Genomic DNA, 22999 nt, shown 5'->3' with positions numbered 1-22999 from the left:
TCTGTTTTTGAGGCTTCATCATGAGCAAAGTAAACCAGCAGGACATCGATAAACTGATCGAACTGGTGGGCGGGCGCGGTAACATCGCCACCGTCAGCCACTGTATTACCCGTTTGCGCTTTGTGCTGAACGACCCGGCCATCGCCAGACCAAAAGAGATTGAGCAGCTGCGCATGGTGAAGGGATGCTTCACTAACGCCGGCCAGTTCCAAGTGGTCATCGGCACCGAGGTGGGCGATTACTACAAGGCCCTGCTGGCGACCACCGGCCAGACCTCCGCCGACAAAGAGCAGGTCAAGCGGGCCGCGCGGCAAAATATGAAGTGGCATGAACAGTTAATCTCGCACTTCGCCGAGATCTTCTTTCCCCTGCTGCCGGCCCTGATCAGCGGCGGTCTGATCCTCGGTTTCCGCAACGTTATCGGCGACCTGCCCATGAGCAATGGCCAGACGCTGGCCCAGATGTATCCATCGCTGAAAACCATCTATGACTTCCTGTGGCTGATTGGCGAGGCGATCTTCTTCTATCTGCCGGTGGGGATCTGCTGGTCAGCGGTGAAGAAGATGGGCGGCACGCCGATCCTCGGGATCGTCCTTGGCGTCACCCTCGTCTCCCCGCAGCTGATGAACGCCTATCTCCTCGGCCAGCAGGTGCCGGAGGTGTGGAACTTCGGCCTGTTTACCATTGCCAAAGTCGGCTACCAGGCGCAGGTGATCCCGGCCCTGCTGGCTGGCCTGGCCTTAGGATTTATCGAGACGCGCCTCAAGCGCATCGTGCCTGACTACCTCTACCTGGTGATTGTCCCGGTCTGCTCGCTGATCCTCGCGGTGTTCCTCGCGCACGCCATTATCGGTCCGTTCGGCCGCCTGATCGGCGACGGCGTGGCCTTCGCGGTACGCCATCTGTTAACCGGCAGCTTCGCGCCGATCGGCGCCGCGCTGTTCGGCTTCCTCTACGCGCCGCTGGTGATTACCGGTGTCCACCAGACCACCCTCGCTATCGATATGCAGATGATCCAGAGCATGGGCGGTACCCCGGTGTGGCCGCTGATTGCGCTGTCGAATATTGCCCAGGCGTCGGCGGTGGTCGGCATCATCATCGCCAGCCGCAAGCAGAATGAACGTGAAATCTCGGTACCGGCGGCGATCTCCGCCTATCTCGGGGTCACCGAGCCAGCGATGTACGGTATCAACCTGAAATACCGCTTCCCGATGCTGTGCGCAATGATTGGCTCTGGCCTCGCCGGCCTGCTGTGCGGCCTGAACGGCGTGCTGGCGAACGGCATCGGCGTCGGCGGCCTGCCGGGGATCCTCTCCATCCAGCCTACCTACTGGCAGGTGTACGCCATGGCGATGGCTATCGCGGTGGTGGTGCCGATTATCCTCACCAGCGTGGTGTATCAGCGCAAGTACCGTCAGGGCACCTTGCAGATTGTCTAACTTCTTCTTTCGGGGCGCCTTTGGCGCCCCTCGTTGCAGCAGGAAAGTACTATGAATCATCTCCCCCACTGGTGGCAAAACGGCGTTATTTATCAAATCTATCCGAAGAGTTTTCAGGATACCACCGGCAGCGGTACCGGCGACCTGCGCGGCGTCACCTCCCGCCTCGACTATCTGCAAAAGCTTGGGGTCGACGCCATCTGGCTGACGCCGTTCTACGTCTCACCGCAGGTAGATAACGGCTACGACGTGGCGAACTACACCGCCATCGACCCCTCCTACGGCACGATGGCCGACTTTGACGCCCTGGTGACGGAGGCAAAGGCCCGCGGCATCCGCATCGTGCTGGATATGGTGCTGAACCACACGTCGACCGAACATGAATGGTTCCGTCAGTCGCTGAATAAGGAGAGTCCCTACCGCCAGTTCTATATCTGGCGCGATGGCGAACCGGACGCCCTGCCGAACAACTGGCGCTCCAAATTTGGCGGTAACGCCTGGCAGTGGCACGCCGACAGCGGGCAGTATTATCTGCACCTGTTCGCCATTGAGCAGGCCGATCTCAACTGGGAGAATCCGGCGGTGCGCGCCGAGCTGAAAAAGGTCTGCGAATTCTGGGCTGACCGCGGCGTCGACGGTCTGCGCCTCGACGTGGTCAACCTGATCTCAAAAGACCAGACCTTTCCCTGCGATCTGGACGGGGATGGCCGCCGCTTCTATACCGACGGCCCGCGGGTGCATGAGTTCCTGCAGGAGATGAGCCGCGATGTCTTCACCCCGCGTAACCTGATGACCGTCGGCGAGATGTCCTCCACCTCGCTGGAGCACTGCCAGCAGTACGCCGCGCTGGACGGCCGCGAGCTGTCGATGACCTTTAACTTCCACCATTTAAAGGTCGATTATCCCGGCGGAGAGAAATGGACCCTCGCCCGCCCGGACTATGTGGCGCTGAAGGCGCTGTTCCGCCACTGGCAGCAGGGAATGCACAATCGGGCGTGGAACGCGCTGTTCTGGTGTAACCACGATCAGCCGCGCATCGTGTCGCGCTTTGGCGACGAAGGCGAGTACCGGGTGACGGCGGCGAAGATGCTGGCGATGGTGCTGCACGGCATGCAGGGCACGCCCTATATCTACCAGGGCGAAGAGATCGGCATGACCAATCCGCACTTCAGCAGCATCAGCGATTACCGTGACGTCGAAAGCCACAATATGTTTATCGAACGTGCGGCGCAGGGGCAAAGCCCGGACGAACTGCTGGCGATCCTCGCCAGCAAGTCGCGCGACAACAGCCGCACGCCGATGCCGTGGCACGCCGGCGAGAACGGTGGCTTCAGCGACGGTGAGCCGTGGATCGGCCTTGGCGATAATTACCAGGAGATCAACGTCGAGGCGGCGCTGGCGGACCCCGATTCGGTGTTTTATACCTATCAGCAGCTGATTACGCTGCGTAAAACCCTGCCGCTACTGACCTGGGGTGATTACGAGGATCTGCTGCCGGAGCATCCGTCGCTGTGGTGCTATCGTCGTCAGTGGCAGGGGCAAACGCTGGTAGTCGCCGCTAACCTGAGCCGCGAGCTGCAGGCCTGGCAGCCCGCTGAGGCCCCGGGCGAGTGGAAGATGATCATCAGCAACTATGCCGAGACCACCCCGCGCCCGACCGGGCTGACGCTGCGGCCGTTCGAAGCGATATGGTGGCTGCAGGGATAACGCTTTTCCCCGGTGGCGCAACGCTCACCGGGGCTACGATTCGTCAGGCTGGAAGTTATGCGCGGTCGGCATCAGCAATCGCAGCGCTCGCTTGGGGTTGCGCCGAGGCGTGCTCTTCTTTGGCCTTTAGCCGATCCCAGGCGCGGAAGAACGGATAGTAGACCACCAGCGAAATCGCTAAATTCACCACCTGCAGCACCGTGCCGGAGATATGCCCTCCGGTCGCCAGATAGCCGCTGATGAAGATCGGCGTGGTGAACGGCAGCGCGATTCCGGCGGGCGGCGCCACCAGCCCGGTCGCCATCGCGGTATAGGACACGATCACCAGCAGCACCGGCGTTAAAATAAACGGCAGAAAAAAGTACGGGTTCATCACCAGCGGGATGCCAAACACCATCGGCTCGCTGATGTTAAACAATGCCCCGGGCGCGGCAATTTTCCCCAGCTGCTTCATCTGCTGGCTACGGCTACGCAGCAACATAAAAATCACCAGCCCCAGCAGCGCGCCGGTACCTCCGGGGGCAATCCACAGATCGTAAAACTGCTGAGTAATGATATGCGGGATCGGCTGACCGTTCTGGAAGGCCGTCAGGTTCTCTGACATATTCGACAGCCATACCGGCTGGATAAACACCAGTACGATCGCGTCGCCGTGCAGGCCCAGGGTCCACAAAATACCAATCAAAATGACTGAAATAATCATGCCCGGCAGCGTACCGCCGACGTGGTGCATCGGAATACCAATCAGGGTGGCGATCATGCTGTTGATGTCGCCGAACGGCGAGGCCTCGACCGCCAGGCGCAGCGCCAGCACCACCGCCAGAACACAGAAGCCGGGGATCAGGGCGAGGAAAGATTTCGCCACTGCCGGCGGCACGCCGTCCGGCATGCGGATAACGAGATTGCGGCTGGCGACCAAACGATAAATCTCCGTCGACAGCAGCGAAATGACAATGGCGACAAACAGCCCCTGGCTACCGACCATGCTCACCGGGATCACCCCTTTAATCACCTCCGCCGCGCCGTGTACCGGCGTAAACAGCGTGTTCTGCGGGATCGTCATCATGAAGGCCACCAGCGACATCGCTCCAGCGCTCAGCGGATCGAGAGTGCGATACTTCTCCGCCAGCCGGTAGGCGATGCCGAAGCTGGAAATCAGCGCCATAATGTCGTAGGTCGCTTTCACCGGGTACAGCATTTTATCGCGCCAGACCTCGCCAAACAGGCCGCTCATCATGTCGGCATAGCCGGGGATCGGCAGGTAGGCGAAAATCAGGAAGAATGAGCCAATCAACATAAACGGCATATTGAGAATGATGCCGTCGCGCACCGACAGGACGTGCTTTTGCCCGGCGATTCTCAGCGCCGCCGGCATGACGTAACGTTCAATCCAGCTTGTATTCGACATGGTGTGCTCCCGAGGGGAAATAGCGGTCAGTTAAATTGCGTCAGCCATTGACGGTTGATGGTTAATACTTCATCCAGCAGCGCCTGGGCATCGGTGACGTTACCGACCAGCGGGTTGGTCACCAGCGCCAGCAGTGCGCTTTCGCGACAGCCGTGTACCGCGGCTTCAATCGTCAACCGCTCGAAGGCTTTCACCTGCTGGGTCAGGCCGTTCATCGCCGGCGGCAGCGGGCCGAACGCCAGCGGCCGCGCCCCTTGCGCATCAATAATGCTGTTGGTTTCCACCACCGCATCATCATCCAGGCCATGAATCGCGCCGTTGTTGCGGGTATTCACCACCATCTCCGCGCCCAGGTTGTTGTAGATCGCGTTGATAAGCTCGACGGCCACCTCCGAGTAGTAGGCGCCGCCGCGAAAGCTCAGTTGCTCCGGTTTTTCTTCCAGCTGCGGGTCGGCGTACAGCGCAAACAGCTCCTGCTCGACTTTCATCACCTGTTCGGCGCGGGTGCCCTTGGTTTTCGCCGCGGCGATCTCTTCCGCCAGCATCGCCGGCGTCAGCCAAAAATAGCGATGATAGGGGCACGGAATCGCCTTCAGCGCGCGCAGGAATTCCGCCGGCCACGGCAGCTCTTTAATGTTGTTCATCGACAGCGCCTTACCGTCGCACAGCATGTCGATCACCTTGCCGGTGACATCCTCGCGCCCCTGTAGCACCTTATGCACCCAAACCATATGGTTGAGCCCGGCAAAGCGCAGTTTTACTTCGGACTCCTGGGCGCCCAGCATCCCGACGATCATGTGCTGCATGTTGATCGGCACGTTGCACAGGCCGATGATCTTCGCCTTGCTGTAGCGGCTGACCGCCTCGGTGACGATCCCCGCCGGATTAGTAAAGTTGAGAATGAACGCTTCCGGCGCCAGCTGTTCCACTTTGCGCGCCACCTCAAGGATCACCGGGATCGTCCGCAGCGCCTTGGCAAAACCGCCGACGCCGGTGGTCTCCTGGCCCAGCAGGTGGTACTTGAGACCCAGCCGCTCATCGGCGGCGCGCGCCGCCAGCTGTCCGACACGCAGCTGGGTCAGCACAAAGCTGGCGCCGCGGATGGCCTCATCGAGCGTAAAGTGGACGCTGACCGCCACCTGCTCCAGCCCTTTATGTTTCAGCATCCGCCGGGTCAGCGCGGCGATGATCTCCACCTTTTCCCGGCCGGATTCGACATCTACCAGCGCCAGCTCTGTAACCGGAAGCTGCTCGTAACGAACGATAATCCCTTCAATAAGCTCCGGCGTGTAGCTGCTGCCGCCGCCGATAACGGCAATTTTCAGTGCTTGCATAGTGTCCTCTTTTCGGATTTTCGGCATACAGAGCGCCGCGCGCGATCGCCAGGACCGCACGTGATGATGATGAAAAACGGGATGAGAAAATTAGTGTTCGAGCAGGGCTAGCGCTTTATCCAACACCGCGGCGCCGCGCATCATGCCGTAGTCAGCCATATCGATCACCGCCACCGCCTTGCCCTGCGGCGCGGCCAGCGCGGTTAGCCGTCCGGCTTCATATTTAACCTGCGGCCCGAGCAGGATGACGTCGGCGTGTGGCAATTCGCGTTCAAATTCCGCCACCGCCACCGCATAGATTTCCATCGCCAGCGCACGCTGCTGGGCTTCTGCTTTCATTTTGTTCACCAGCATGCTGGTCGACATGCCTGCGGCACAACAGAGTACGATTCGTGGCATTGCGCTTCCCCTTTACGTGTTATCGCTTCAGCCCTCAGGGCCTGGACGACTATATTGTTAATATTGTGTGATAGTGAAGGCTATATGAAAATAATTTTCACCGATGTGATCGAGGCTCAATTTTTGCGCATTTTTATCGCCAGGGCGTCACCCTTTACTGCTCTGACCATAGGAAATATGNGGCGTGAGTGCTATAAAGAGAGACAGTCGATAATTGAAAAATATTTTCAAATGCGGGTTTTGCCAAAGGGAACATGAGGATGGATATCGTAGGTCAGCTGCAGGAAGGAATGCGCCGCTTTAGTGCCCAGGAGTCGCGCGTCGCCACCTTTATTCTACAAAATCTAAGCTTTACCGCCAGCGCCTCTATTGACGAGCTGGCAGCCAGCGCGGGGGTCAGCCCAGCCACCATTACCCGCTTCGCCCGCTCGGTGGGCTGCGATGATATTCGTGATCTGCGTAAACAGCTGGCGCAGGCCAGCGAACGGCGCGCCAGCTGGCTTACGCCGGACAGCGCCGCCCTGCCCGTCGCCTGGCGCGACAAACTTAGCAGCCTTGGCGTTACCCTAACTCGTCAGCTCGGCCATACCGCGGAAGCGGCGGTGGAAAAGTGTAAATCGCGCCTGCTGAGCGCCCGTGCGGTACACTGCTTCGCCCTTGGCGCCCAGGACGTGACGCTGGCCGCGCTGCTCCAGCATCAGCTACTGCCCTCCGGCATCGCGATTAATCTCTGCCAGGATGCGGCGCTGATGCGGCTGACCGCCAGCACCCTCAATGACGATCATCTGCTGCTGGTGCTGGCCACTGCCGAGGCCAACCCTGTGTTGCAAAGCGCCACTTTGCAGGCGCGTACGCAGGGAGTGACCATTATTGCTCTGACGCCGGAACAGCACGCCCTTGGCGATATGGCCAGCGCCATCCTGCCGCTGCCCGCTGACCCGCAGCAGGCTCGCTATGCCCTGCTACTGCTGGTCGATCTGCTTAACGATACGTTGATTGCCTGAATATTTGCCCGTTTCATGCCTGAACGGGCTCGATTTTTGCTTATATTTTAAGCGCCTAAATTTACATTTATCGCCAGCGCCCATCATCCGTACTCTCACCTTTTTACCTTGTTCTGGGTCAATAAAATCGCAAACATCTTTGATGCAAATCACTACATATAGAACTTAAAATGCGCCTCGGCCCAACATGTTGTATTAATCGTCTATTATGTCACCATATCTTGTCGATGTCTGGCGGTGATGAGATGTGGATAAAACGGGCCGGATCCGAAGGTAAACAGCACGAGCCGTAGCGTGCAGCGCCTTCGGGATAACCTCCGCCTCTGTGGATAACCTGTTCTATATATGGAGTGATCATGACACCGCATGTGATGAAACGTGATGGCTGTAAAGTGCCGTTCAACTCAGAGCGCATTCAGGAAGCAATTCTGCGTGCAGCTAAAGCAGCGGGAGTCGATGACGCAGACTATTGCGCCACCGTCGCAGAAGTCGTTAGCCAACAAATGCAGGGCCGCGCCCAGGTCGACATCAACGAGATCCAGACCGCGGTGGAAAACCAGCTGATGTCCGGCCCCTATAAGCAGCTGGCGCGCGCCTACATTGAGTATCGCCATGACCGCGATAGCCAGCGTGAGAAGCGCGGCCGCCTCAATCAGGAGATCCGCGGCCTCGTCGAGCAGACCAACTCCGCGCTGCTCAACGAAAACGCCAACAAGGACAGTAAAGTCATCCCGACCCAGCGCGACCTGCTGGCCGGGATCGTCGCCAAGCACTACGCCCGGCAGCACCTGCTGCCCCACGATGTGGTGATGGCCCACGAGCGCGGCATGATCCACTATCATGACCTCGATTACTCGCCCTTCTTCCCGATGTTCAACTGCATGCTGATCGACCTGAAAGGCATGCTGACCCAGGGCTTTAAGATGGGCAACGCGGAGATCGAGCCGCCGAAGTCTATCTCTACCGCCACCGCGGTGACGGCGCAGATCATCGCCCAGGTCGCCAGCCATATTTACGGCGGCACCACCATCAACCGCATCGATGAAGTGCTGGCGCCGTTCGTCAGCGAAAGCTTCAAAAAGCATCGCAAAATCGCCGAAGAGTGGCAGATCCCGGATGCCGAAGGCTATGCCCGCGCCCGTACCGAAAAAGAGTGCTACGACGCCTTCCAGTCGCTGGAGTATGAGGTTAACACACTGCATACCGCCAACGGCCAGACGCCGTTCGTCACCTTCGGATTCGGCCTTGGCACCAGCTGGGAATCGCGGCTGATCCAGCAGTCGATTCTGCGCAACCGCATTGCCGGCCTCGGTAAAAATCGCAAAACCGCGGTGTTCCCGAAACTGGTGTTCGCGATCCGCGACGGCCTGAACCATAAGTTCGGCGACCCGAACTACGACATCAAACAGCTGGCGCTGGAGTGCGCCAGCAAGCGCATGTACCCGGATATCCTCAACTACGATCAGGTGGTGAAAGTCACCGGGTCGTTTAAAACGCCGATGGGCTGCCGCAGCTTCCTCGGGGTATGGGAAAACGAGAACGGCGAGCAGGTGCATGATGGACGCAATAACCTCGGCGTGATCAGTCTCAACCTGCCGCGCATCGCCCTGGAAGCGAAAGGCGATGAAGCCGCCTTCTGGGCGCTGCTGGGCGAGCGCCTGCAGCTGGCGCGCAAAGCGCTGATGACCCGTATCGCCCGCCTGGAAGGAGTGAAGGCTCGCGTGGCGCCGATCCTGTATATGGAAGGCGCCTGCGGCGTGCGGCTGAAAGCCGACGACGACGTCTCCGAGATCTTCAAAAACGGCCGCGCGTCCATTTCTCTGGGCTATATCGGTATCCATGAAACCATCAATGCGCTGTACGGCAACCAGCATATGTACGACAGCGAGGCGCTGCGTGAAAAAGGCGTAGCCATCGTCCAGCGCCTGCGCGACGCCGTCGATTTGTGGAAGGAAGAAACCGGCTACGGCTTTAGCCTGTACAGCACGCCGAGCGAAAACCTGTGCGATCGCTTCTGCCGTCTCGACACCGCCGAGTTTGGCGTGGTGGAAGGGGTAACCGACAAAGGTTACTACACCAACAGCTTCCACCTCGACGTGGAGAAGAAGGTCAACCCGTACGACAAGATCGATTTCGAAGCGCCGTACCCGCCGCTGGCCAACGGGGGGTTCATTTGCTACGGCGAGTACCCGAATATCCAGCATAACCTCAAGGCGCTGGAAGACGTGTGGGATTACAGCTATCAGCACGTGCCGTACTACGGGACCAATACGCCGATCGATGAGTGCTACGAGTGCGGTTTTACCGGCGAGTTCGAGTGCACCAGCAAGGGCTTTACCTGCCCGAAATGCGGTAACCACGACGCCGCCCGCGTTTCCGTTACCCGCCGGGTGTGCGGTTATCTCGGCAGCCCGGACGCGCGGCCGTTCAACGCCGGCAAGCAGGAAGAAGTGAAGCGCCGCGTGAAGCACCTGGGCAATGGGCAGATTGGTTAATTCCAGCTGGTTTAGCCCCTCCCCCTCTCCCCAACGGGGAGAAGGGACCGGCCCCGTAGCCGTTTGGCCACTAAGGAGCCGTTCCCGGATNGCGGCGCATAGCGCCTTATCCGGGCTACAACCGCGTATGCGGCTTTTCGTAGCCTGGGCGAGCGCAGCGACGCCGGGAGCCGTTCCCTTTACAAATGCACAGCACCTCCGTTTTCGCAAAGCAATTAACGTCAGAGCAAGGCGGCAAACGAAGGAATCCCCGGGAGCGTACATTCAGTACGTGACCGGGGTGAGTGAGCGCAGCCAACGCCGCTCTGGCGTTAATTGAGAAGTGAAAATGAATTATCACCAGTACTACCCCGTCGACATCGTCAACGGCCCCGGCACCCGCTGCACCCTGTTTGTCTCCGGCTGCGTCCACGAGTGCCCCGGCTGCTACAACAAAAGCACCTGGCGGGTGAACTCCGGTATGCCGTTTACCGCTGAGATGGCCGACCGTATCATCGCCGACCTCAACGACACCCGCATCAAACGCCAGGGGCTTTCGCTCTCCGGCGGCGATCCGCTGCATCCGCAGAACGTCGCGGATATTTTAAAGCTGGTTCAGCGCGTACGCGCCGAATGCCCCGGCAAAGATATCTGGGTCTGGACCGGCTATAAACTGGATGAGCTGAATGAGGCGCAAATGCAGGTGGTGAACCTGATTAACGTGCTGGTTGACGGTAAGTTTGTGCAGGATTTAAAAGATCCGGCGCTTATCTGGCGCGGCAGCAGCAACCAGGTCGTACATCATTTGCGATAGCGTTTAGAGCCGTTTATTCGCCTGATGATAAACGGCCGCTTTCTCTCTTTTGCCAATGGCAATAACGTAAACCACCACCACACTATCTCGTACTTGATACACCAACCGATAACCTGACGCCTTAAGCTTGATTTTGTAGCAATCCGGTAAATCGCTCAGCCTGGTCGACTCAATTCGCGGATTCTGCACAATCTGCTGGAGCTTATTTTTGAACTGTTTTTTGACCGTCTCGCCAGGCTTCTGCCATTCGCGCCAGGCTCGTGGATCAAACTCCAGTTCATAGGTCATCCAGACTCACCTTAACCCCCGGCCGTGGGTTTTCCAGCCGTTCGCGAACGGTGCGTAATAACGCCGCTTCGCCATCACTGATGGTCATACTTTTCACCGGCATGCGGCCATTTTCAGCAATGTATTGAAACAGCAGGCGTACCGCCTCCGTTGGTGTCATATCGAGTTTCTCCAGCACGGCATAAGCCTCTTTTTTGAGTTTATCGTCCAGTCGAACATTGAGCGTGGCCATTATGCCTCCNGAAAGGGGAATTTTGTAATGCAGTATAGCATTACATTTGAATTACACTCGAATCTGGAAAACGCCTCTCAAAACCGGCTGACGCACTCCATCGCCACCGTTTTAAACTCATCGAAGCTGCGGGTCGCGGCGAGGCGACTCATGGCGCGCTCGCGCAGGAAAGTCACGAAAATATCGTAGATCGCCATCGCCTCTTCATACTCGCGCTTGCTGATAGCGAGCAGGAAGATGAGATGGGCGGTTTCGTCGCCCCAGGCGATGCCCTGCGGGGCGATAACGGTATAAACCACCGTCTTTTTCGCCAGCAGCCCCAGGGAGTGCGGCAGCGCAATGCCATCCCCCAACATGGTGCTGACGATCGCTTCACGTTCCACCACCGAAGCATGAAACTCCGCATCGACAAAGCCTTCCTCCAGCAGCTGCTGGCACAGCTCGGCGAACAGCGTTTGCTGATCCATCGGCTTATCAACCACCCGGAAGTGGGCGGCATCGAAGTACTTATTCAGCATCCACGGACGGGTACGGTCCACCAGCACCAGCTTGCCGATTTGATCCAGCTGATAGTCGGTGGGGAACGGCGCGATGGTCACCACCGGCTTGTCTTTTTCGCCGATCCGCACCGTTGAGATAACGAAATCCGCCTCGATCGCGTCCCGCTGTTCGTACTCGCGCTGGGAGATGGTAGCGGCGATCTCCAGCTGCGGATATTTACGCTGCAGGATCGCCTCGATCATCCGTACCATCGCATTGCTGGTATCGCACACCAGCAGCACCTGCGGCTGACGCTGGTAGCCGATGTTGTAGTGGCGCTCCAGCCCAACGCCGATATGCAGCACCAGAAAGCCGATTTCGTTTTCGCTGATGGTGTACGGAGTATATTTCCCCCAACTGGAGACCGCGGCCAGGGTCATATCCCAGGCCATCGGGTAGTGCTGTTTGATGTTATCCAGCAGCGGATTGGGGATCATGATCTGGTAGCGCACCCGGGTGATCATGGTTTTAATGTGGGTCAGCAGATCGGCATGCAGCTGGGCGTCGTCCAGCAGGTTGTAATTATACTGGCTGTTGATGTAGCGCAGGATGTAATTGACCAGCGCTTCATCATCGTCGGCGCTGATAGTTTCCGGATCGACATCCTGCACCTGACGGGCCGCGATATGCACGCATAGCCACTCTTCTTCGGCGGGCGATAAAGGTTTCCCGGCCAGCCGCTGCAGCTCGCCCGTCAGCTCGCGCGCGGCGTCGCGGACGTTCTGCGCCACATCTTCAGCGCTGAATTCGGCCAGCGGGTAGCCTTCGCTGACGCGGCGCACCACCACCGCGCCATACAGGCAGACAAAGCGCTCGCCGGCGTCGGTGAGGCGAATATGATGCCGCGTGAGCGTCTCCTGCAGCACCGGCTCCAGCAGCGCTGGCACCTCCGCCGCAAAGGCCTCGGCGCCGATCGGCGGCGCGATATCGCCTTGCTGGGTCAGCTCCCACAGCAGGTCGGTCAGGCAGGCGCGAATTGACACCTCGCTGCCGAACAGCTTCATGCCGTGGCGCGGGCGGGTTTCAAGAGTCAGCTGATAGCGCTGGAAGCGCTCGCGCACCTCAACCATGTCATTTTGCAACGTGGCGCGGCTGACGAACCACTCATCCGCCAGATCTTCCAGCTTGATAGAGAACGCCGACGTCAGGAAACGCACCAGCAGAAACGTGATGCGATCCTGGGCGGTACGCGGCACGTGCTGCGCCTTCGGCGCGGTCTCCTCCAGCGCCTGGAAACTCGTCGGATTATCTATCTTCAGCTGATAACCGCTGCCGCGGTTAAGGATAAACTGCGCGCCATATTGCGCCAGCAGCGTATTCAGGGCGGTAATATCGGCGCGCACGGTACGGGTGGAAACCGACAGGCGTTGCGCCAGCTCATCCTGCGGCAGCGTTTCATTCCGCAGCAGGGTGAAGAGTTGCGCTAAGCGTTGGTTGGGAAATCGCATGTCAGTTCCTTGTAATTACGGCTCAGGGTTGGGCGGATATCACCATCTGCGATGGGCTACCGACCGGCGTATAGTCGGAGGCAAAGGTTAATTTGCCATCCTTCGGCGCCACGCTGAAGCGGGTAATATTATCGCTACGCTGGTTCATGACGTACAGCCACTGCCCCTGATTATCCAGCGTCAGGGTGCGGGGATAATCGCCACGCGTCCAGATATCTTCCTGGTGACTCAGCCTGCCGTCGGCCAGCACCGTGAAGTGGGCAATGCTGTTATGCAGGCGGTTGGCGACATATAGCTGTTTGCCATCGTTGCTCAACACAAGTCCGGCGGCAAAGCTGGTGCCTTTATACCCTTCCGGCAGCGCGGAGACAGTTTTGCCTTCACGCAGCAGGCCGCTTTGCTTATCCAGATGATAGAAGGTCAGCGTCGACGCTTCCTCGTTAATCAGCCACAGGCCGTCGCCCTGTGGCGTAAAGACGAAGTGGCGCGGGCCGACTCCCGGCGACGAGGCGGCGATAAACGGCGGATCGTTCGGCGTTAGCTTGCCGCTGGCGCTATCCAGCCGGTACTGATAGATCCGATCCAGCCCCAGATCGGTAGAGTAAACGTATTTCCCGCTGGGATCGGCGGCGATCATATGGGCATGCGGGCCGTTGTGATCGCTGATGGCGAAGCTGCCCTCGACGGCCGCCGCCGGGCGTTCGGCGCCTGCCGGGCCTTCATCCTGATGCCTGTCCACCGCCTCAGCCAGGCTACCATCTTCTTGCACCGGTAGCACGGCGATACTGCCGCTGACATAGTTAGCCACCAGCAGATGCTTACCGTCCGGCGTCAGGGAGAGATACACCGGCCCGGCGCCGCCGGAGGCGACCTGGCTGAGCGCGGTCAGCTCGCCGTTCTTTTCAATGCGCCACGCCTGCACCACGCCTTTTTCGACCTCACTGGCGGCATACAGCGTTTTGCCATCGCGCGACACGGTTAATTGCGCGACGTTCGGCAACGAGCTCACCAGCGTCTTATCGCGCAGGGCGCCGGTTTTGGCATCGACGGTAAAGCGATACAGACCTTCGCCATTGGGGTTATAGGTGCCTACCCAGGCATAGTGGGTTTGCGCGGCGCCCGCGGCGGCGGCAAACAGGGACAGTGAAGCGACAAGCAGATGACGAGCGACAGGCATAGCAACTCCTTGATGGTTCAGTGGGATAAGCTGCTCCTCACCCTTTGAGGGTGAGGGACAAGGGCACTACTTCACTAACTGTTTGGTCATCTCCAGCAGCTGGCGAACATCGGCCGGGCGGGTGTTGCCGCTGGCTTTATCGATAATCGAGCTGTAAATATGCGGGATGATTTTGCTTACCCCGGCATCGAGGGCGATTTTCAGGATCTCGCTGTAGTTTTCCAGATCGATACCGCCGGTCGGCTCGAGCCAGAAATCGTGCGCGGCGCAGGCTTTAGCGACGGCTTCGAATTCGACGCGGTGCTTCAGGCCGCCCATCGGGAAGTATTTGATTGAGCTGCCGCCCATGTCTTTCAGCAGCGCGATGGCGGTTTCCAGCGGCACAATGCCATCCGCCGCGCCGCTGCTCAGCGGGCCGGTGGAGATCTTCACCATTCCCGGCGTACCGGTGGGAGAGACCAGGCCGTTGACCACCGTCTCGTTCTGCCCGAGCAGCGCGCGGCTGGTAGCCACGCCGGTGAAGACCTGGTTGACGTGCTGCGGCTGCACCTGGCGAGAAATCTCGCTCACCATCGCCGACTGGTTTGGATCGCCTGCCCCCAGCCCGACGGAGAGCGCGTTATCAATCAGCTTCGCGTAGTCGCGCATATCGGCCACCGCGCTGGCGACGTCCGGATAGTTTTTGGAGAGCACGCCGACCAGGACGTGACCTTCCGCCGCGTCGTAAATTTCACGGGCGTTGTCTTTGCTGCCCGCCAGGACGTTCAGGCACACGCGGTCACGGTAAAAGTTTGGGGTCAATTTCATGCTTGTTTCTCCTTATTCAGAACTTCTGCGATGCGGCGAGCGACCACCGCCAGCTGCTCCGCGTTCACGCTGCGGACATCGGCTTCGATAATGCCTTCATTCGCTTTATAGCCGCGGAAGTAGATGGCGTATTCGCCCTGCTTCAGCGCGTTAACCAGATCGCCGGTATTCACGCCGGTCGTGACTTCATCAAATTTAATTTCGGCGCGGGCGATATCACGGCCCGCACTGTCCCACACCACCCGCGCGGTCACGCCGTTAAGCGCGTTGAGCTGTTCGATAAACGGCGTCATCTTCGCCACCATCTGCTCGCCGCTCTCTTTGCTCGCCGTCAGGTAGTGTTCAATGGCGCAGGTCAGGCCGAGAATGCCCTCTTTACCCACTTTCATCGCCCGGCCAATGCCCATCGACTGGCGCTTAACCCACTCGACGTACTGCGTTTTGCCAATCACCAGCCCGCTGGTCGGCCCTTCAATCGCTTTCGCGCCGCTGTAGATAACCAGGTCGGCGCCCATGCGGTAGTAGCACTGCAGATCTTCTTCCGCCGCCGCATCGACGATCAGCGGTACGTTATGCTGGCGCGCCACTTCCGCGGCCTGCGCCACGTTGAGCATGCTTTTCTGCACGCAGTGGTGGGATTTGATGTACAGAATCGCCGCGGTGCGCGGAGTGATCGCCGCCGCCAGCTGTTGGGCAGAACATTCGTTGGCGTAGCCCGCTTCCACCAGCTTACCGCCGCCCAACGCCACCATGGTGCCAACCGGCGCGCCGAAGTTGACGTTGTGGCCCTTCGGCAACACGATTTCGTTATTCTCAATCGGCGTAACGTGCAGGTTCTCCAGCAGCCAGTCGCTGTCTTTCACCAGCACCGCCGCTACCGACTGGGCAATCCCCGCCGATGCGCAGGAGACAACGGTCGCCCCTTCCACATCCAACAGTTTGGCGATGTACTCGCCGGTTTTATTCACCAGGTCTTTCATTTCAAAGTACTGGTTCATACCGGCCATCGCGGCTTCAACCACTTCCGGGCGCGGCGTGGAAACGCCCAGCGCCGTCATGCGGCCAGAAGTATTAATCACCTGTTTTAAATGGTATTTCTCAAAAATCGAAGGCATGTTCCGCGCTCCCTTGTTCGGTCAGATAGCCTTTGCCCGCGCGGATCGCGGCCAGCGGCACCAGAATGTTGTCAGCCTGCAGGCTCTCTTTTTCAGCATCCACCAGCAGCGTGGGCCGGTGCACCAGGCGAAATAGCGTTAAATCGGCGTCGAAGCCCACTTCCAGCCGCCCTTTACGCGACAGGCGCAGCCCTTCGGCGGCGCTGACGGTCACGCAGTCAATCACCTGCGGCAGCGTCATGCCGATGGCGAGGAATTTCGACATCACCAGCGCCAGCGAGCGCACCGGGCCGTCGATCCGGTTGCGGCAGTAAATATCGGAGCTAATGGTGTGCGGCAGAATGCCCAGCGCAATCGCCCGCCGCGCCACCTCAAAGCTGAAGCTGGCGGTGCCATGGCCGACATCGAGACGCACGCCGCGCTGCAGAGCGCGAGTAATAGAGCTGCGCAGCTCGCCGGCAGGATTCAGAATGCGGTTCGGCTTGCCGTTATAGCAGTGGGTAATGATGTCGCCGCTGCTCAGCAGATCGGCGATTTCATCGAGGTTCGGCGGGTTATTGCCGATGTGCACCATCAGCGGCAGATCGTCGTTTTCCTGCTGAATGGCCTTGGCGCGCGCCAGCGGCGTAATGCCGTTTTCGCCCACCACGCTGCTGCTCATCCGCGCCTTCAGGCCGACGATAAAGTCGGGATGACGCTGCACCGCCTGCTTCACCGCGGCGGCGTCGATATTGGCCATATTGGCCAGCTCATTCTGCGCAATCAGCCCGACGCGGGAGATGTTGAGCAGCGCATAAACTTCCGTCGCCGCTTTACGGGTCAGTTGATAGAAGTCATCGACGTCGTCGGCGCCGGTGCTGCCGGCATCGATCACGGTGGTGACGCCGGTGGCGATGCCGACGCTATCCGGCTCATCGTGATAAATCGGTGAATTCGGGTAGCAGTGAACGTGAGAGTCAATCCAGCCAGCGCTGACGTAAGCCTTGCCGTTCAGCTCAATGGTTTTACGGGAGGGCGCGCTAATCTCGCCCAGCGCCGCGATTTTCCCGTCCTGAATGGCGATATCAGTCAGGGTATCGTCGACGAGGCGCGCGCGGCGCAGGAGTAAATCAAACATAGCTATCTCCTGATGAAAAGAGTGTACGGATGGCGGCGTACCGCCTTATCCGGCCTACAAACCGCGCTGGCTTGTAGGCCCGATAAGCGCAGCACCATCGGGCGCTTAGCTAATCGCCACCGGGAAGATGGAACCGAGGATCATCGCCCCGAGGATGGCGCCGCCGGTGATCGGTTTCTGCCAGATGTAGAACAGCAGTGCGCCAACCAGCGAGCCAATCCCGATAGGAATCGAGGCGGTCATTGCGCTGAGGATGATCAAGGGACCGAGGAAGCGGCCGGAGGCGTTACCGGCCCCCATCATCACGTCGGCGCCGTAGGTGGAATCGCTCTGGTTGATGGTGAACTTACGCGCCAGAATGATGATGTAGCCCACCGCCAGGCCGAGGACCAGGCCGGTGACCAGCGACGCGGCGAAGTTCGCCACCGGGAAGACAAAGCCCGCGCCGAGCAGCAGCGCCGGCACGCCAAGACCGATACCGGTCTGTATCGCGCCGCCGATATCGAGGATCCCTACCAGCGACCCTTCGATGATGCGGGCGAACAGGAAGCTAGCGCCAAACGCCGCCACCGCGCCGTAAACGCCGGTATCAATCCCCGACTTCAGCATCGCCACGAAGGCTACTTCGTTAAAGGCGCCGATGCCGTACAGGTAGTACATGTGGGTCCCGGCGAAGACGCCGGAGGAGAGCAGGCCAACAAAGATCGGGAACGACCAGTCGGCATACCAAAAACCTTTATTCTGTTCCATTATCCGGCTCCCGTTACTTGCCGCTGAGTGAGTTGTGGATCATGTCCAGCCAGTTCGGCACGGTCAGATGGAAGGATTCGATCATCTTCATGTCGAAGCCACGGAAGAAGCCGCTGAGGACAAACAGCGCGACGATGGCCACCATCATCACTTTAGTCACCCGGTTCCAGCCGCTCTCTTCGACGCCTTTACCGATCAGGATCCCCAGCACCAGACCCGGTACGGCGTTACCCATAATCAGCTGCGCGGCGCCGCCGAAAATCGTCGCCCAGAAGCCTGATTTTTTACCGGCATCGATCGCCGCCAGCCAGAAGATCACCGGCATCACGGTGTTTACCAGCAGGTTTGCCGCCGGCACCAGTACCTTAACGGCGGTCACCTGCAGCGCTTCCGGTACGGACGAGGCGGTCAGGTTGAGGAAGGCGACGACAATCATGCCGATGATGCCGCAGGAGATGGCCATTTTTTTCGGATCGTGCAGCGTTTCGCCGACGTTACGATTTTTCAGCATCAGCGCCGCCGCGCCCCAGTTGGGTATAATGCGGTGGTCAACATCCTGGGTGAAGGAGCCTGCTGCAACGGAAGAGGCCCAGGCGTTAAAGAAGAAGCCAAGGCCAAAGGAGAAGTGGGAGGCCGGATCGCCCTCACAGGAATTCAGCTCGCCCAGGGTTCGAAACGCCCCCATCCCCTGCGTGGTGGGGGCATGAAACATGCGTGCCGCTCCGGCGCCCACGCCGACGCCGACCAGGCCGCCGATGATAAGCGATTTTATTAAAATTATCAGGAACATAGTCAGACCTTATGCTAACAATCAGGTTTGCGTGACGAAATCCACTTTATCGAGATCGATGGCGGTCACGTTGACGGTGACGTCCAGCTCCACGCTGTAGGTCCGTCGTTCACGGCGCAAAAAGAAGAACAGAAACGCCTCTTTTCGTACCGCTTCGCGCGCATGAACAACCGTCACGTCCTGTGGCTCAATACGCAGTAGGATGCGCGAGGATGATTTCATCACCGCAGCCTGCACATGGTTCAGGGCATCGGCGAAGGCCCGTGATTTGCTTTCGCCTTTGCCGGCAACCCTCACCGTGGTGGTGAATTGCTCTTTCATACTTATGCGCCGTATTTCTTTTTCCAGGCTTCTACCAGCCGCTCGCCCAGCTCTTCTTTATCCATAAAGCCGAAGCCCAGCACGTTGCAGCCTTCGTTGATAGCGGTGACGCCCTCATCAATAGAGCGCATACCGTATTTTGCTTTGTAGCCGTATTTGGTCTGGGCGGTGATGGCGCCGGCGCCGCCGCTGCCGCAGAAGGAGATGCCGAAGGTGGCATTTTCCGCTTTCATTATGTCGCCAAGCTTCATGTCGGCCGCAACGCCAGGGACGACCACAGCACGTGCGCCCGCTTTTTCAGCGCCTGCGGCGACTTTTTGGCCTTTACCCAGACGGTCGCCAATGACTACGGTGATTTGTTCCATGTTTTGCTCCTTACAGGTTATCTTTCGCGACTTCGAAGTGGACGGAGAGCAGCCAGGCCTCTTCATCAGGCAGGTCGCCGAACTGTGCGACCACTTCGCGGGCCAGCATCATTGAATCTTCAGAAATTTCTTCGAACAGACTGGCATCCACTTCCGGTAGCGGTTCGCCGCTGATTGACCGGTGGGCCATGGCCCGCACGTGGGAAGTCAGCATTTGCTCCTGAACGTCGTTAGGGACGATGTCGTGACGGCTTAACAGGGCGAATACCTGCTGTAACATCTTGTCAGCCAGGCGTTCGGTCTGCGCCGCCTGCTCCCCTACGTCGTTTATTACCGCTCCGTTATTCACTTGTGTTACCCCGCTGATGTCTCTGGAATCCAAAGTAGCGCCGGGGGTCAGGAGTTTGTAGCGAGTTGTTTTCCACTTCGAAGTGGAAAGGGAGGCGGCAGGGGTGATCGACCCCACATATTCACAGGGAAAAGGTAAAAACGACGGCTATGGCGTGAGATGTATCACAACAATGAGCGTGGACAAGGCGCCCGCGGCAGCGGAAAGGCCGAAAAAAGAGAGTGGAAAAATGTGATATCGGTAGGCTTTCAGGTGGGAGGCATCGGCTGATGCCTCCCGAAAAGAACGGTTAGCGGTACTTCTTATGATAGGTGTTGCGGGTGGTTTTAAACTCCTCCGCGGCGGCCTGCGCCTCTTTCACCTTGCCTTCGTTCGCCAGCTTCAGCGCACCGTCGATCTGGCCGATCAGAATATCCAGACCGTGACGGTAATCTTTCATCTCAGCGCTGTCGGCCGCTTTGCCTTCCAGCTTCGGCGGGGTCTCTTTCTGAGCATCGACCGCGGCGGTACGCATCTTATTCAGCGCCGCTTTCAGCTCGCCGGCGTCGGAGGTCTTCTGTACCACTTGCAGGTTTTCTGCCAGAGTGTCCATGTCTTCGCCCAGGTCGGCGAAGGCCGACGCTGAACCGAGCGCAAAAGCAGAGACAGCCAGCATCGCTAACAGTTTTTTACGCATTGCTCACTTCCTTTTTATTATTTAAGCAAACAGGTGTTATTGCCCGGCGATTTTCATCTCCGGCAGCAGCACAGAACCGCACTGAATGTTGCTGCGCGTTTCAATATCATCGCCAATGGTCACGATATTACGCCACATTTCTTTCAGATTTCCTGCAATGGTGATCTCACTGACAGGATATTGAATTTCGCCGTTTTCTACCCAGAAGCCGGATGCGCCGCGTGAGTAGTCGCCGGTGACGCCACTGACACCCTGCCCCATCAGTTCGGTAACCACAAGACCGGTGCCCATCTCTTTAAGCATCTTTGCAAAACTCAGACCGCGGCCGTTAATGCGCCAGTTGTGGATGCCCCCGGCGTGGCCGGTGCTTTTCATCCCCAGCTTGCGCGCTGAGTAATTGGTCAGCAGCCACTGGGTCAGCACGCCGTCTTTGACGATATCGCGACGTTCGGTGCGCACGCCTTCGCTGTCGAACGGCGTGGAGGCCAGCCCTTTCAGCAGGTGCGGATGCTCTTCAATGGTCAGCCACTCCGGCAAAATTTGTTTGCCCAGCGAATCGAGCAGGAAGGTCGATTTACGGTAGACCGCGCCGCCGGCAATCGCTCCGACCAGGTGACCAAACAACCCGGTCGCCACTTCGTTGGCGAAAATGACCGGCGCTTTCATGGTCGACAGCTTACGCGGCGCCAGGCGCGACAGGGTACGGCGGGCGCACTCTTCCCCGACCCATTCCGGGGACTGCAGATCCTCGATCGCCCGGCCAATGGTGTAGGCGTAGTCGCGCTCCATATCGCCGTCATCTTCCGCAATGACGCAGCTGGAGAGGGAATGGCGAGTCGAGCAGTAGCTCTGCAGCATGCCATGGCTGTTGCCGAACACTTTAATGCCGTAGTGGCTGTTAAAGCTGCCGCCTTCGGTGTTGGTGATGCGTTTATCGGCCTTCAGGGCCGCTTGCTCCGCGCGGGCGGCCAGTTCGATAGCGTCGTCCGGGGAGACCTCCGCCGGGTGGAACAGGTCCAGATCCGGGGCGTCAAAGGCCAGCAGATCTTTATCGGCTACGCCGGCAAACGGGTCCGGGGAGGTATAGCGGGCGATATCCAGCGCCGCCTGCACGGTGCGGGCGATGGCGTCCGGGCTAAGATCGGTGGAGGAGGCGCTGCCCTTGCGGTTCTGATGGTAAACCGTGATGCCTAATGCCCCATCGCTGTTGAATTCTACATTCTCCACTTCGCCATAGCGGGTGCTGACGCCGATGCCCGTGGTTTTGCTGACGGAAACTTCCGCACCGTCAGATTTACCTGCCGCCAGTTCCAGTGCCGTGGTAACGGCTTCTTCCAGCGTCTTACGCTGCTGTGCAACTTGAGAGATGACTTTCATTGCTAATGCCATAATGTAAGAAGGAGTTAACTGAAGTCTAACAGAGAACCGTTTTTCAGTGCGCGCCTTAACTGGTAACATTAGCCTCTTTTTTTAAGGAGCCTGAGATGACAAAGCAGCCCGAAGACTGGCTCGACGACGTGCCCGGTGATAACGTTGAAGATGAAGATGATGAAATCATCTGGGTCAGTAAGAGTGAAATTAAGCGCGACGCGGAAGAACTGAAGCGTCTTGGCGCGGAACTCGTTGACCTGGGGAAAAACGCGCTGGATAAAATTCCGCTGGATACCGACCTGCGCGACGCCATCGAACTCGCCCAGCGAATCAAAAAAGAGGGTCGCCGCCGCCAGCTGCAGCTTATCGGTAAGATGCTGCGCAACCGCGATGTCGATCCGATTCGTCAGGCGCTGGACAAGCTGAAAAACCGTCACAACCAGCAGGTTGCGCTGTTCCACAAGCTGGAGCAGATCCGCGATCGACTGATTGACGACGGGGATGACGCCGTCGCTGAAGTGCTGAACCTGTGGCCAGATGCTGACCGTCAGCAGCTGCGTTCGCTGATCCGCAATGCGAAGAAAGAGAAAGAAGGCAACAAGCCGCCGAAATCGGCGCGCCTGATCTTCCAGTATCTGCGTGAACTGGCGGAAAACGAAGGCTAAGTCCCCCTGTTTTTGCCCGCAATAGTCTCCCGGATGGCGGCGCGCTGCGCCTTATCCGGGCTACGGTTCCCTATATCAAACGGTTACTCAACACCGTAGGCCCGCGCAAGCGCAGCGCCGCCGGGCAAGCTGTACCAGACTCCGTTCCCGTCATTGTGCCGGATGGCGGCTACGCCTTATCCGGCCTACAGAGCCCGGTATATCAAACGGTTACGCAACACCGTAGGCCCGCGCAAGCGCAGCGCCGCCGGGCAAGCTGTACCAGGCTCCGTTCCCGTCGTTGTGCCGGATGACGGCTNCGCCTTATCCGGCCTACCTTCACCCCAGCTCTAAGGCTTGCGCCAGCAGGGGGATTCCCGTCGCATCGCCTGAGTCCCCTCATCCACACGACGATACGTTTGTTTATTGC

The 22999-nt window shown here is 58.9% G+C and carries 25 protein-coding genes and 1 pseudogene (1 of these 26 cut by a window edge); 8 read left to right on the top strand and 18 right to left on the bottom strand.

Going from position 1 to position 22999, the window contains the following annotated elements; translation table 11 throughout:
• Nucleotides 1-20: 20 nt before the first annotated feature.
• Nucleotides 21-1439, top strand: coding sequence for a PTS trehalose transporter subunit IIBC (treB, locus tag VZP09_RS23380; RefSeq protein ID WP_102000088.1), 1419 nt, complete (start codon nucleotides 21-23; stop codon nucleotides 1437-1439).
• 51 nt (nucleotides 1440-1490) lie between these two features.
• Nucleotides 1491-3146, top strand: a complete 1656-nt coding sequence (gene treC, locus VZP09_RS23375; RefSeq protein WP_021463204.1) for an alpha,alpha-phosphotrehalase — start codon at nucleotides 1491-1493, stop codon at nucleotides 3144-3146.
• Between the two features lie 55 nt (nucleotides 3147-3201).
• Here the strand turns inward: treC and celB are convergent, their stop codons facing one another.
• The 3 genes from celB to VZP09_RS23360 all read right to left on the bottom strand — a co-directional run bounded on the left by celB (nucleotide 3202) and on the right by VZP09_RS23360 (nucleotide 6287).
• Nucleotides 3202-4554, bottom strand: a complete 1353-nt coding sequence (gene celB / locus VZP09_RS23370; RefSeq protein ID WP_004177661.1) for a PTS cellobiose transporter subunit IIC — start codon at nucleotides 4552-4554, stop codon at nucleotides 3202-3204.
• Between the two features lie 26 nt (nucleotides 4555-4580).
• A complete protein-coding gene (locus tag VZP09_RS23365) occupies nucleotides 4581-5888 on the bottom strand; it encodes a 6-phospho-beta-glucosidase (protein WP_004192387.1) in 1308 nt (435 codons plus the stop codon).
• A gap of 90 nt (nucleotides 5889-5978) precedes the next feature.
• On the bottom strand, nucleotides 5979-6287 hold the full coding sequence (locus tag VZP09_RS23360) for a PTS sugar transporter subunit IIB (RefSeq protein WP_328795432.1): 309 nt from the start codon (nucleotides 6285-6287) through the stop codon (nucleotides 5979-5981).
• A gap of 84 nt (nucleotides 6288-6371) precedes the next feature.
• Between VZP09_RS23360 and VZP09_RS23355 the strand changes: the two genes are divergently transcribed.
• From VZP09_RS23355 to nrdG, 4 genes are all read left to right on the top strand, one after another.
• Nucleotides 6372-6545, top strand: a complete 174-nt coding sequence (locus VZP09_RS23355; RefSeq protein ID WP_328795431.1) for a hypothetical protein — start codon at nucleotides 6372-6374, stop codon at nucleotides 6543-6545.
• A gap of 2 nt (nucleotides 6546-6547) precedes the next feature.
• Complete coding sequence (locus tag VZP09_RS23350; RefSeq protein WP_002886905.1) at nucleotides 6548-7291, top strand: MurR/RpiR family transcriptional regulator; 744 nt, start codon at nucleotides 6548-6550, stop codon at nucleotides 7289-7291.
• A gap of 356 nt (nucleotides 7292-7647) precedes the next feature.
• Nucleotides 7648-9786 carry an anaerobic ribonucleoside-triphosphate reductase gene (gene nrdD / locus VZP09_RS23345; protein WP_032415880.1) on the top strand — a complete coding sequence of 713 codons (2139 nt, stop codon included), beginning with the start codon at nucleotides 7648-7650 and terminating at the stop codon, nucleotides 9784-9786.
• Between the two features lie 328 nt (nucleotides 9787-10114).
• Nucleotides 10115-10579 (top strand): anaerobic ribonucleoside-triphosphate reductase-activating protein, encoded by a 465-nt coding sequence (gene nrdG, locus VZP09_RS23340; RefSeq protein WP_004178375.1) that lies wholly within the window; start codon nucleotides 10115-10117, stop codon nucleotides 10577-10579.
• Between the two features lie 3 nt (nucleotides 10580-10582).
• On the opposite strand, the gene VZP09_RS23335 is transcribed toward nrdG, so the two are convergent.
• From VZP09_RS23335 to VZP09_RS23280, 12 genes are all read right to left on the bottom strand, one after another.
• Complete coding sequence (locus VZP09_RS23335) at nucleotides 10583-10867, bottom strand: type II toxin-antitoxin system RelE family toxin (protein ID WP_004178374.1); 285 nt, start codon at nucleotides 10865-10867, stop codon at nucleotides 10583-10585.
• On the bottom strand, nucleotides 10857-11099 hold the full coding sequence (locus VZP09_RS23330) for a type II toxin-antitoxin system RelB/DinJ family antitoxin (RefSeq protein ID WP_002886901.1): 243 nt from the start codon (nucleotides 11097-11099) through the stop codon (nucleotides 10857-10859). The genes VZP09_RS23335 and VZP09_RS23330 overlap by 11 nt, the downstream gene beginning before the upstream one ends.
• Nucleotides 11100-11176: 77 nt before the next feature.
• Complete coding sequence (locus tag VZP09_RS23325; protein ID WP_009486549.1) at nucleotides 11177-13087, bottom strand: BglG family transcription antiterminator; 1911 nt, start codon at nucleotides 13085-13087, stop codon at nucleotides 11177-11179.
• Nucleotides 13088-13109: 22 nt separating this feature from the next.
• Nucleotides 13110-14264, bottom strand: a complete 1155-nt coding sequence (locus tag VZP09_RS23320; protein WP_032415878.1) for a lactonase family protein — start codon at nucleotides 14262-14264, stop codon at nucleotides 13110-13112.
• A 66-nt stretch (nucleotides 14265-14330) separates the two neighbouring features.
• Nucleotides 14331-15071, bottom strand: a complete 741-nt coding sequence (dagF, locus tag VZP09_RS23315; RefSeq protein WP_004186692.1) for a 2-dehydro-3-deoxy-phosphogluconate aldolase — start codon at nucleotides 15069-15071, stop codon at nucleotides 14331-14333.
• A complete protein-coding gene (locus VZP09_RS23310; protein ID WP_032415877.1) occupies nucleotides 15068-16186 on the bottom strand; it encodes a DgaE family pyridoxal phosphate-dependent ammonia lyase in 1119 nt (372 codons plus the stop codon). Before VZP09_RS23310 ends, dagF begins: the two co-directional genes overlap by 4 nt.
• Complete coding sequence (locus VZP09_RS23305) at nucleotides 16170-17303, bottom strand: amidohydrolase/deacetylase family metallohydrolase (protein WP_032415875.1); 1134 nt, start codon at nucleotides 17301-17303, stop codon at nucleotides 16170-16172. The genes VZP09_RS23310 and VZP09_RS23305 overlap by 17 nt, the downstream gene beginning before the upstream one ends.
• A 105-nt stretch (nucleotides 17304-17408) precedes the next feature.
• Nucleotides 17409-18053, bottom strand: a complete 645-nt coding sequence (locus tag VZP09_RS23300) for a DUF4310 family protein (protein ID WP_004152267.1) — start codon at nucleotides 18051-18053, stop codon at nucleotides 17409-17411.
• A 13-nt stretch (nucleotides 18054-18066) separates the two neighbouring features.
• Nucleotides 18067-18843, bottom strand: a complete 777-nt coding sequence (locus VZP09_RS23295) for a DUF4311 domain-containing protein (RefSeq protein ID WP_002886897.1) — start codon at nucleotides 18841-18843, stop codon at nucleotides 18067-18069.
• Nucleotides 18844-18864: 21 nt separating this feature from the next.
• Nucleotides 18865-19164, bottom strand: coding sequence for a DUF4312 family protein (locus VZP09_RS23290; RefSeq protein ID WP_002886896.1), 300 nt, complete (start codon nucleotides 19162-19164; stop codon nucleotides 18865-18867).
• A gap of 2 nt (nucleotides 19165-19166) precedes the next feature.
• Nucleotides 19167-19529, bottom strand: coding sequence for an SFCGS family glycine-rich protein (locus tag VZP09_RS23285; protein WP_002886895.1), 363 nt, complete (start codon nucleotides 19527-19529; stop codon nucleotides 19167-19169).
• A gap of 10 nt (nucleotides 19530-19539) precedes the next feature.
• The gene (locus VZP09_RS23280; protein WP_032415873.1) at nucleotides 19540-19878 is read right to left on the bottom strand and encodes a glycine dehydrogenase; all 339 of its coding nucleotides are present in this window, start codon (nucleotides 19876-19878) and stop codon (nucleotides 19540-19542) included.
• A gap of 103 nt (nucleotides 19879-19981) precedes the next feature.
• On the opposite strand from VZP09_RS23280, the gene VZP09_RS23275 reads away from it, so the two are divergent.
• On the top strand, nucleotides 19982-20113 hold the full coding sequence (locus tag VZP09_RS23275; protein ID WP_004226752.1) for a hypothetical protein: 132 nt from the start codon (nucleotides 19982-19984) through the stop codon (nucleotides 20111-20113).
• A 54-nt stretch (nucleotides 20114-20167) separates the two neighbouring features.
• Here VZP09_RS23275 and cybC read toward each other — a convergent pair whose 3' ends face one another.
• Both cybC and pmbA read right to left on the bottom strand, forming a co-directional pair.
• The gene (cybC, locus tag VZP09_RS23270) at nucleotides 20168-20554 is read right to left on the bottom strand and encodes a cytochrome b562 (protein ID WP_002886893.1); all 387 of its coding nucleotides are present in this window, start codon (nucleotides 20552-20554) and stop codon (nucleotides 20168-20170) included.
• 36 nt (nucleotides 20555-20590) lie between these two features.
• Nucleotides 20591-21943, bottom strand: a complete 1353-nt coding sequence (gene pmbA / locus VZP09_RS23265) for a metalloprotease PmbA (protein ID WP_004152265.1) — start codon at nucleotides 21941-21943, stop codon at nucleotides 20591-20593.
• Between the two features lie 95 nt (nucleotides 21944-22038).
• Between pmbA and yjgA the strand changes: the two genes are divergently transcribed.
• Complete coding sequence (yjgA, locus tag VZP09_RS23260) at nucleotides 22039-22590, top strand: ribosome biogenesis factor YjgA (RefSeq protein ID WP_004192409.1); 552 nt, start codon at nucleotides 22039-22041, stop codon at nucleotides 22588-22590.
• 329 nt (nucleotides 22591-22919) lie between these two features.
• On the opposite strand, the pseudogene VZP09_RS23255 reads toward yjgA, so the two are convergent.
• Nucleotides 22920-22999, bottom strand: a pseudogene (locus VZP09_RS23255) (hypothetical protein) (it continues 37 nt past the right edge of the window).

The organism is Klebsiella sp. EMBS2024 (assembly GCF_036233805.1).
Classification (GTDB): Bacteria; Pseudomonadota; Gammaproteobacteria; order Enterobacterales; family Enterobacteriaceae; genus Klebsiella; species Klebsiella pneumoniae.
The sequence above is the reverse complement of the archived record's forward strand: the minus strand, read 5'-3'. Positions and strand labels throughout refer to the sequence as shown.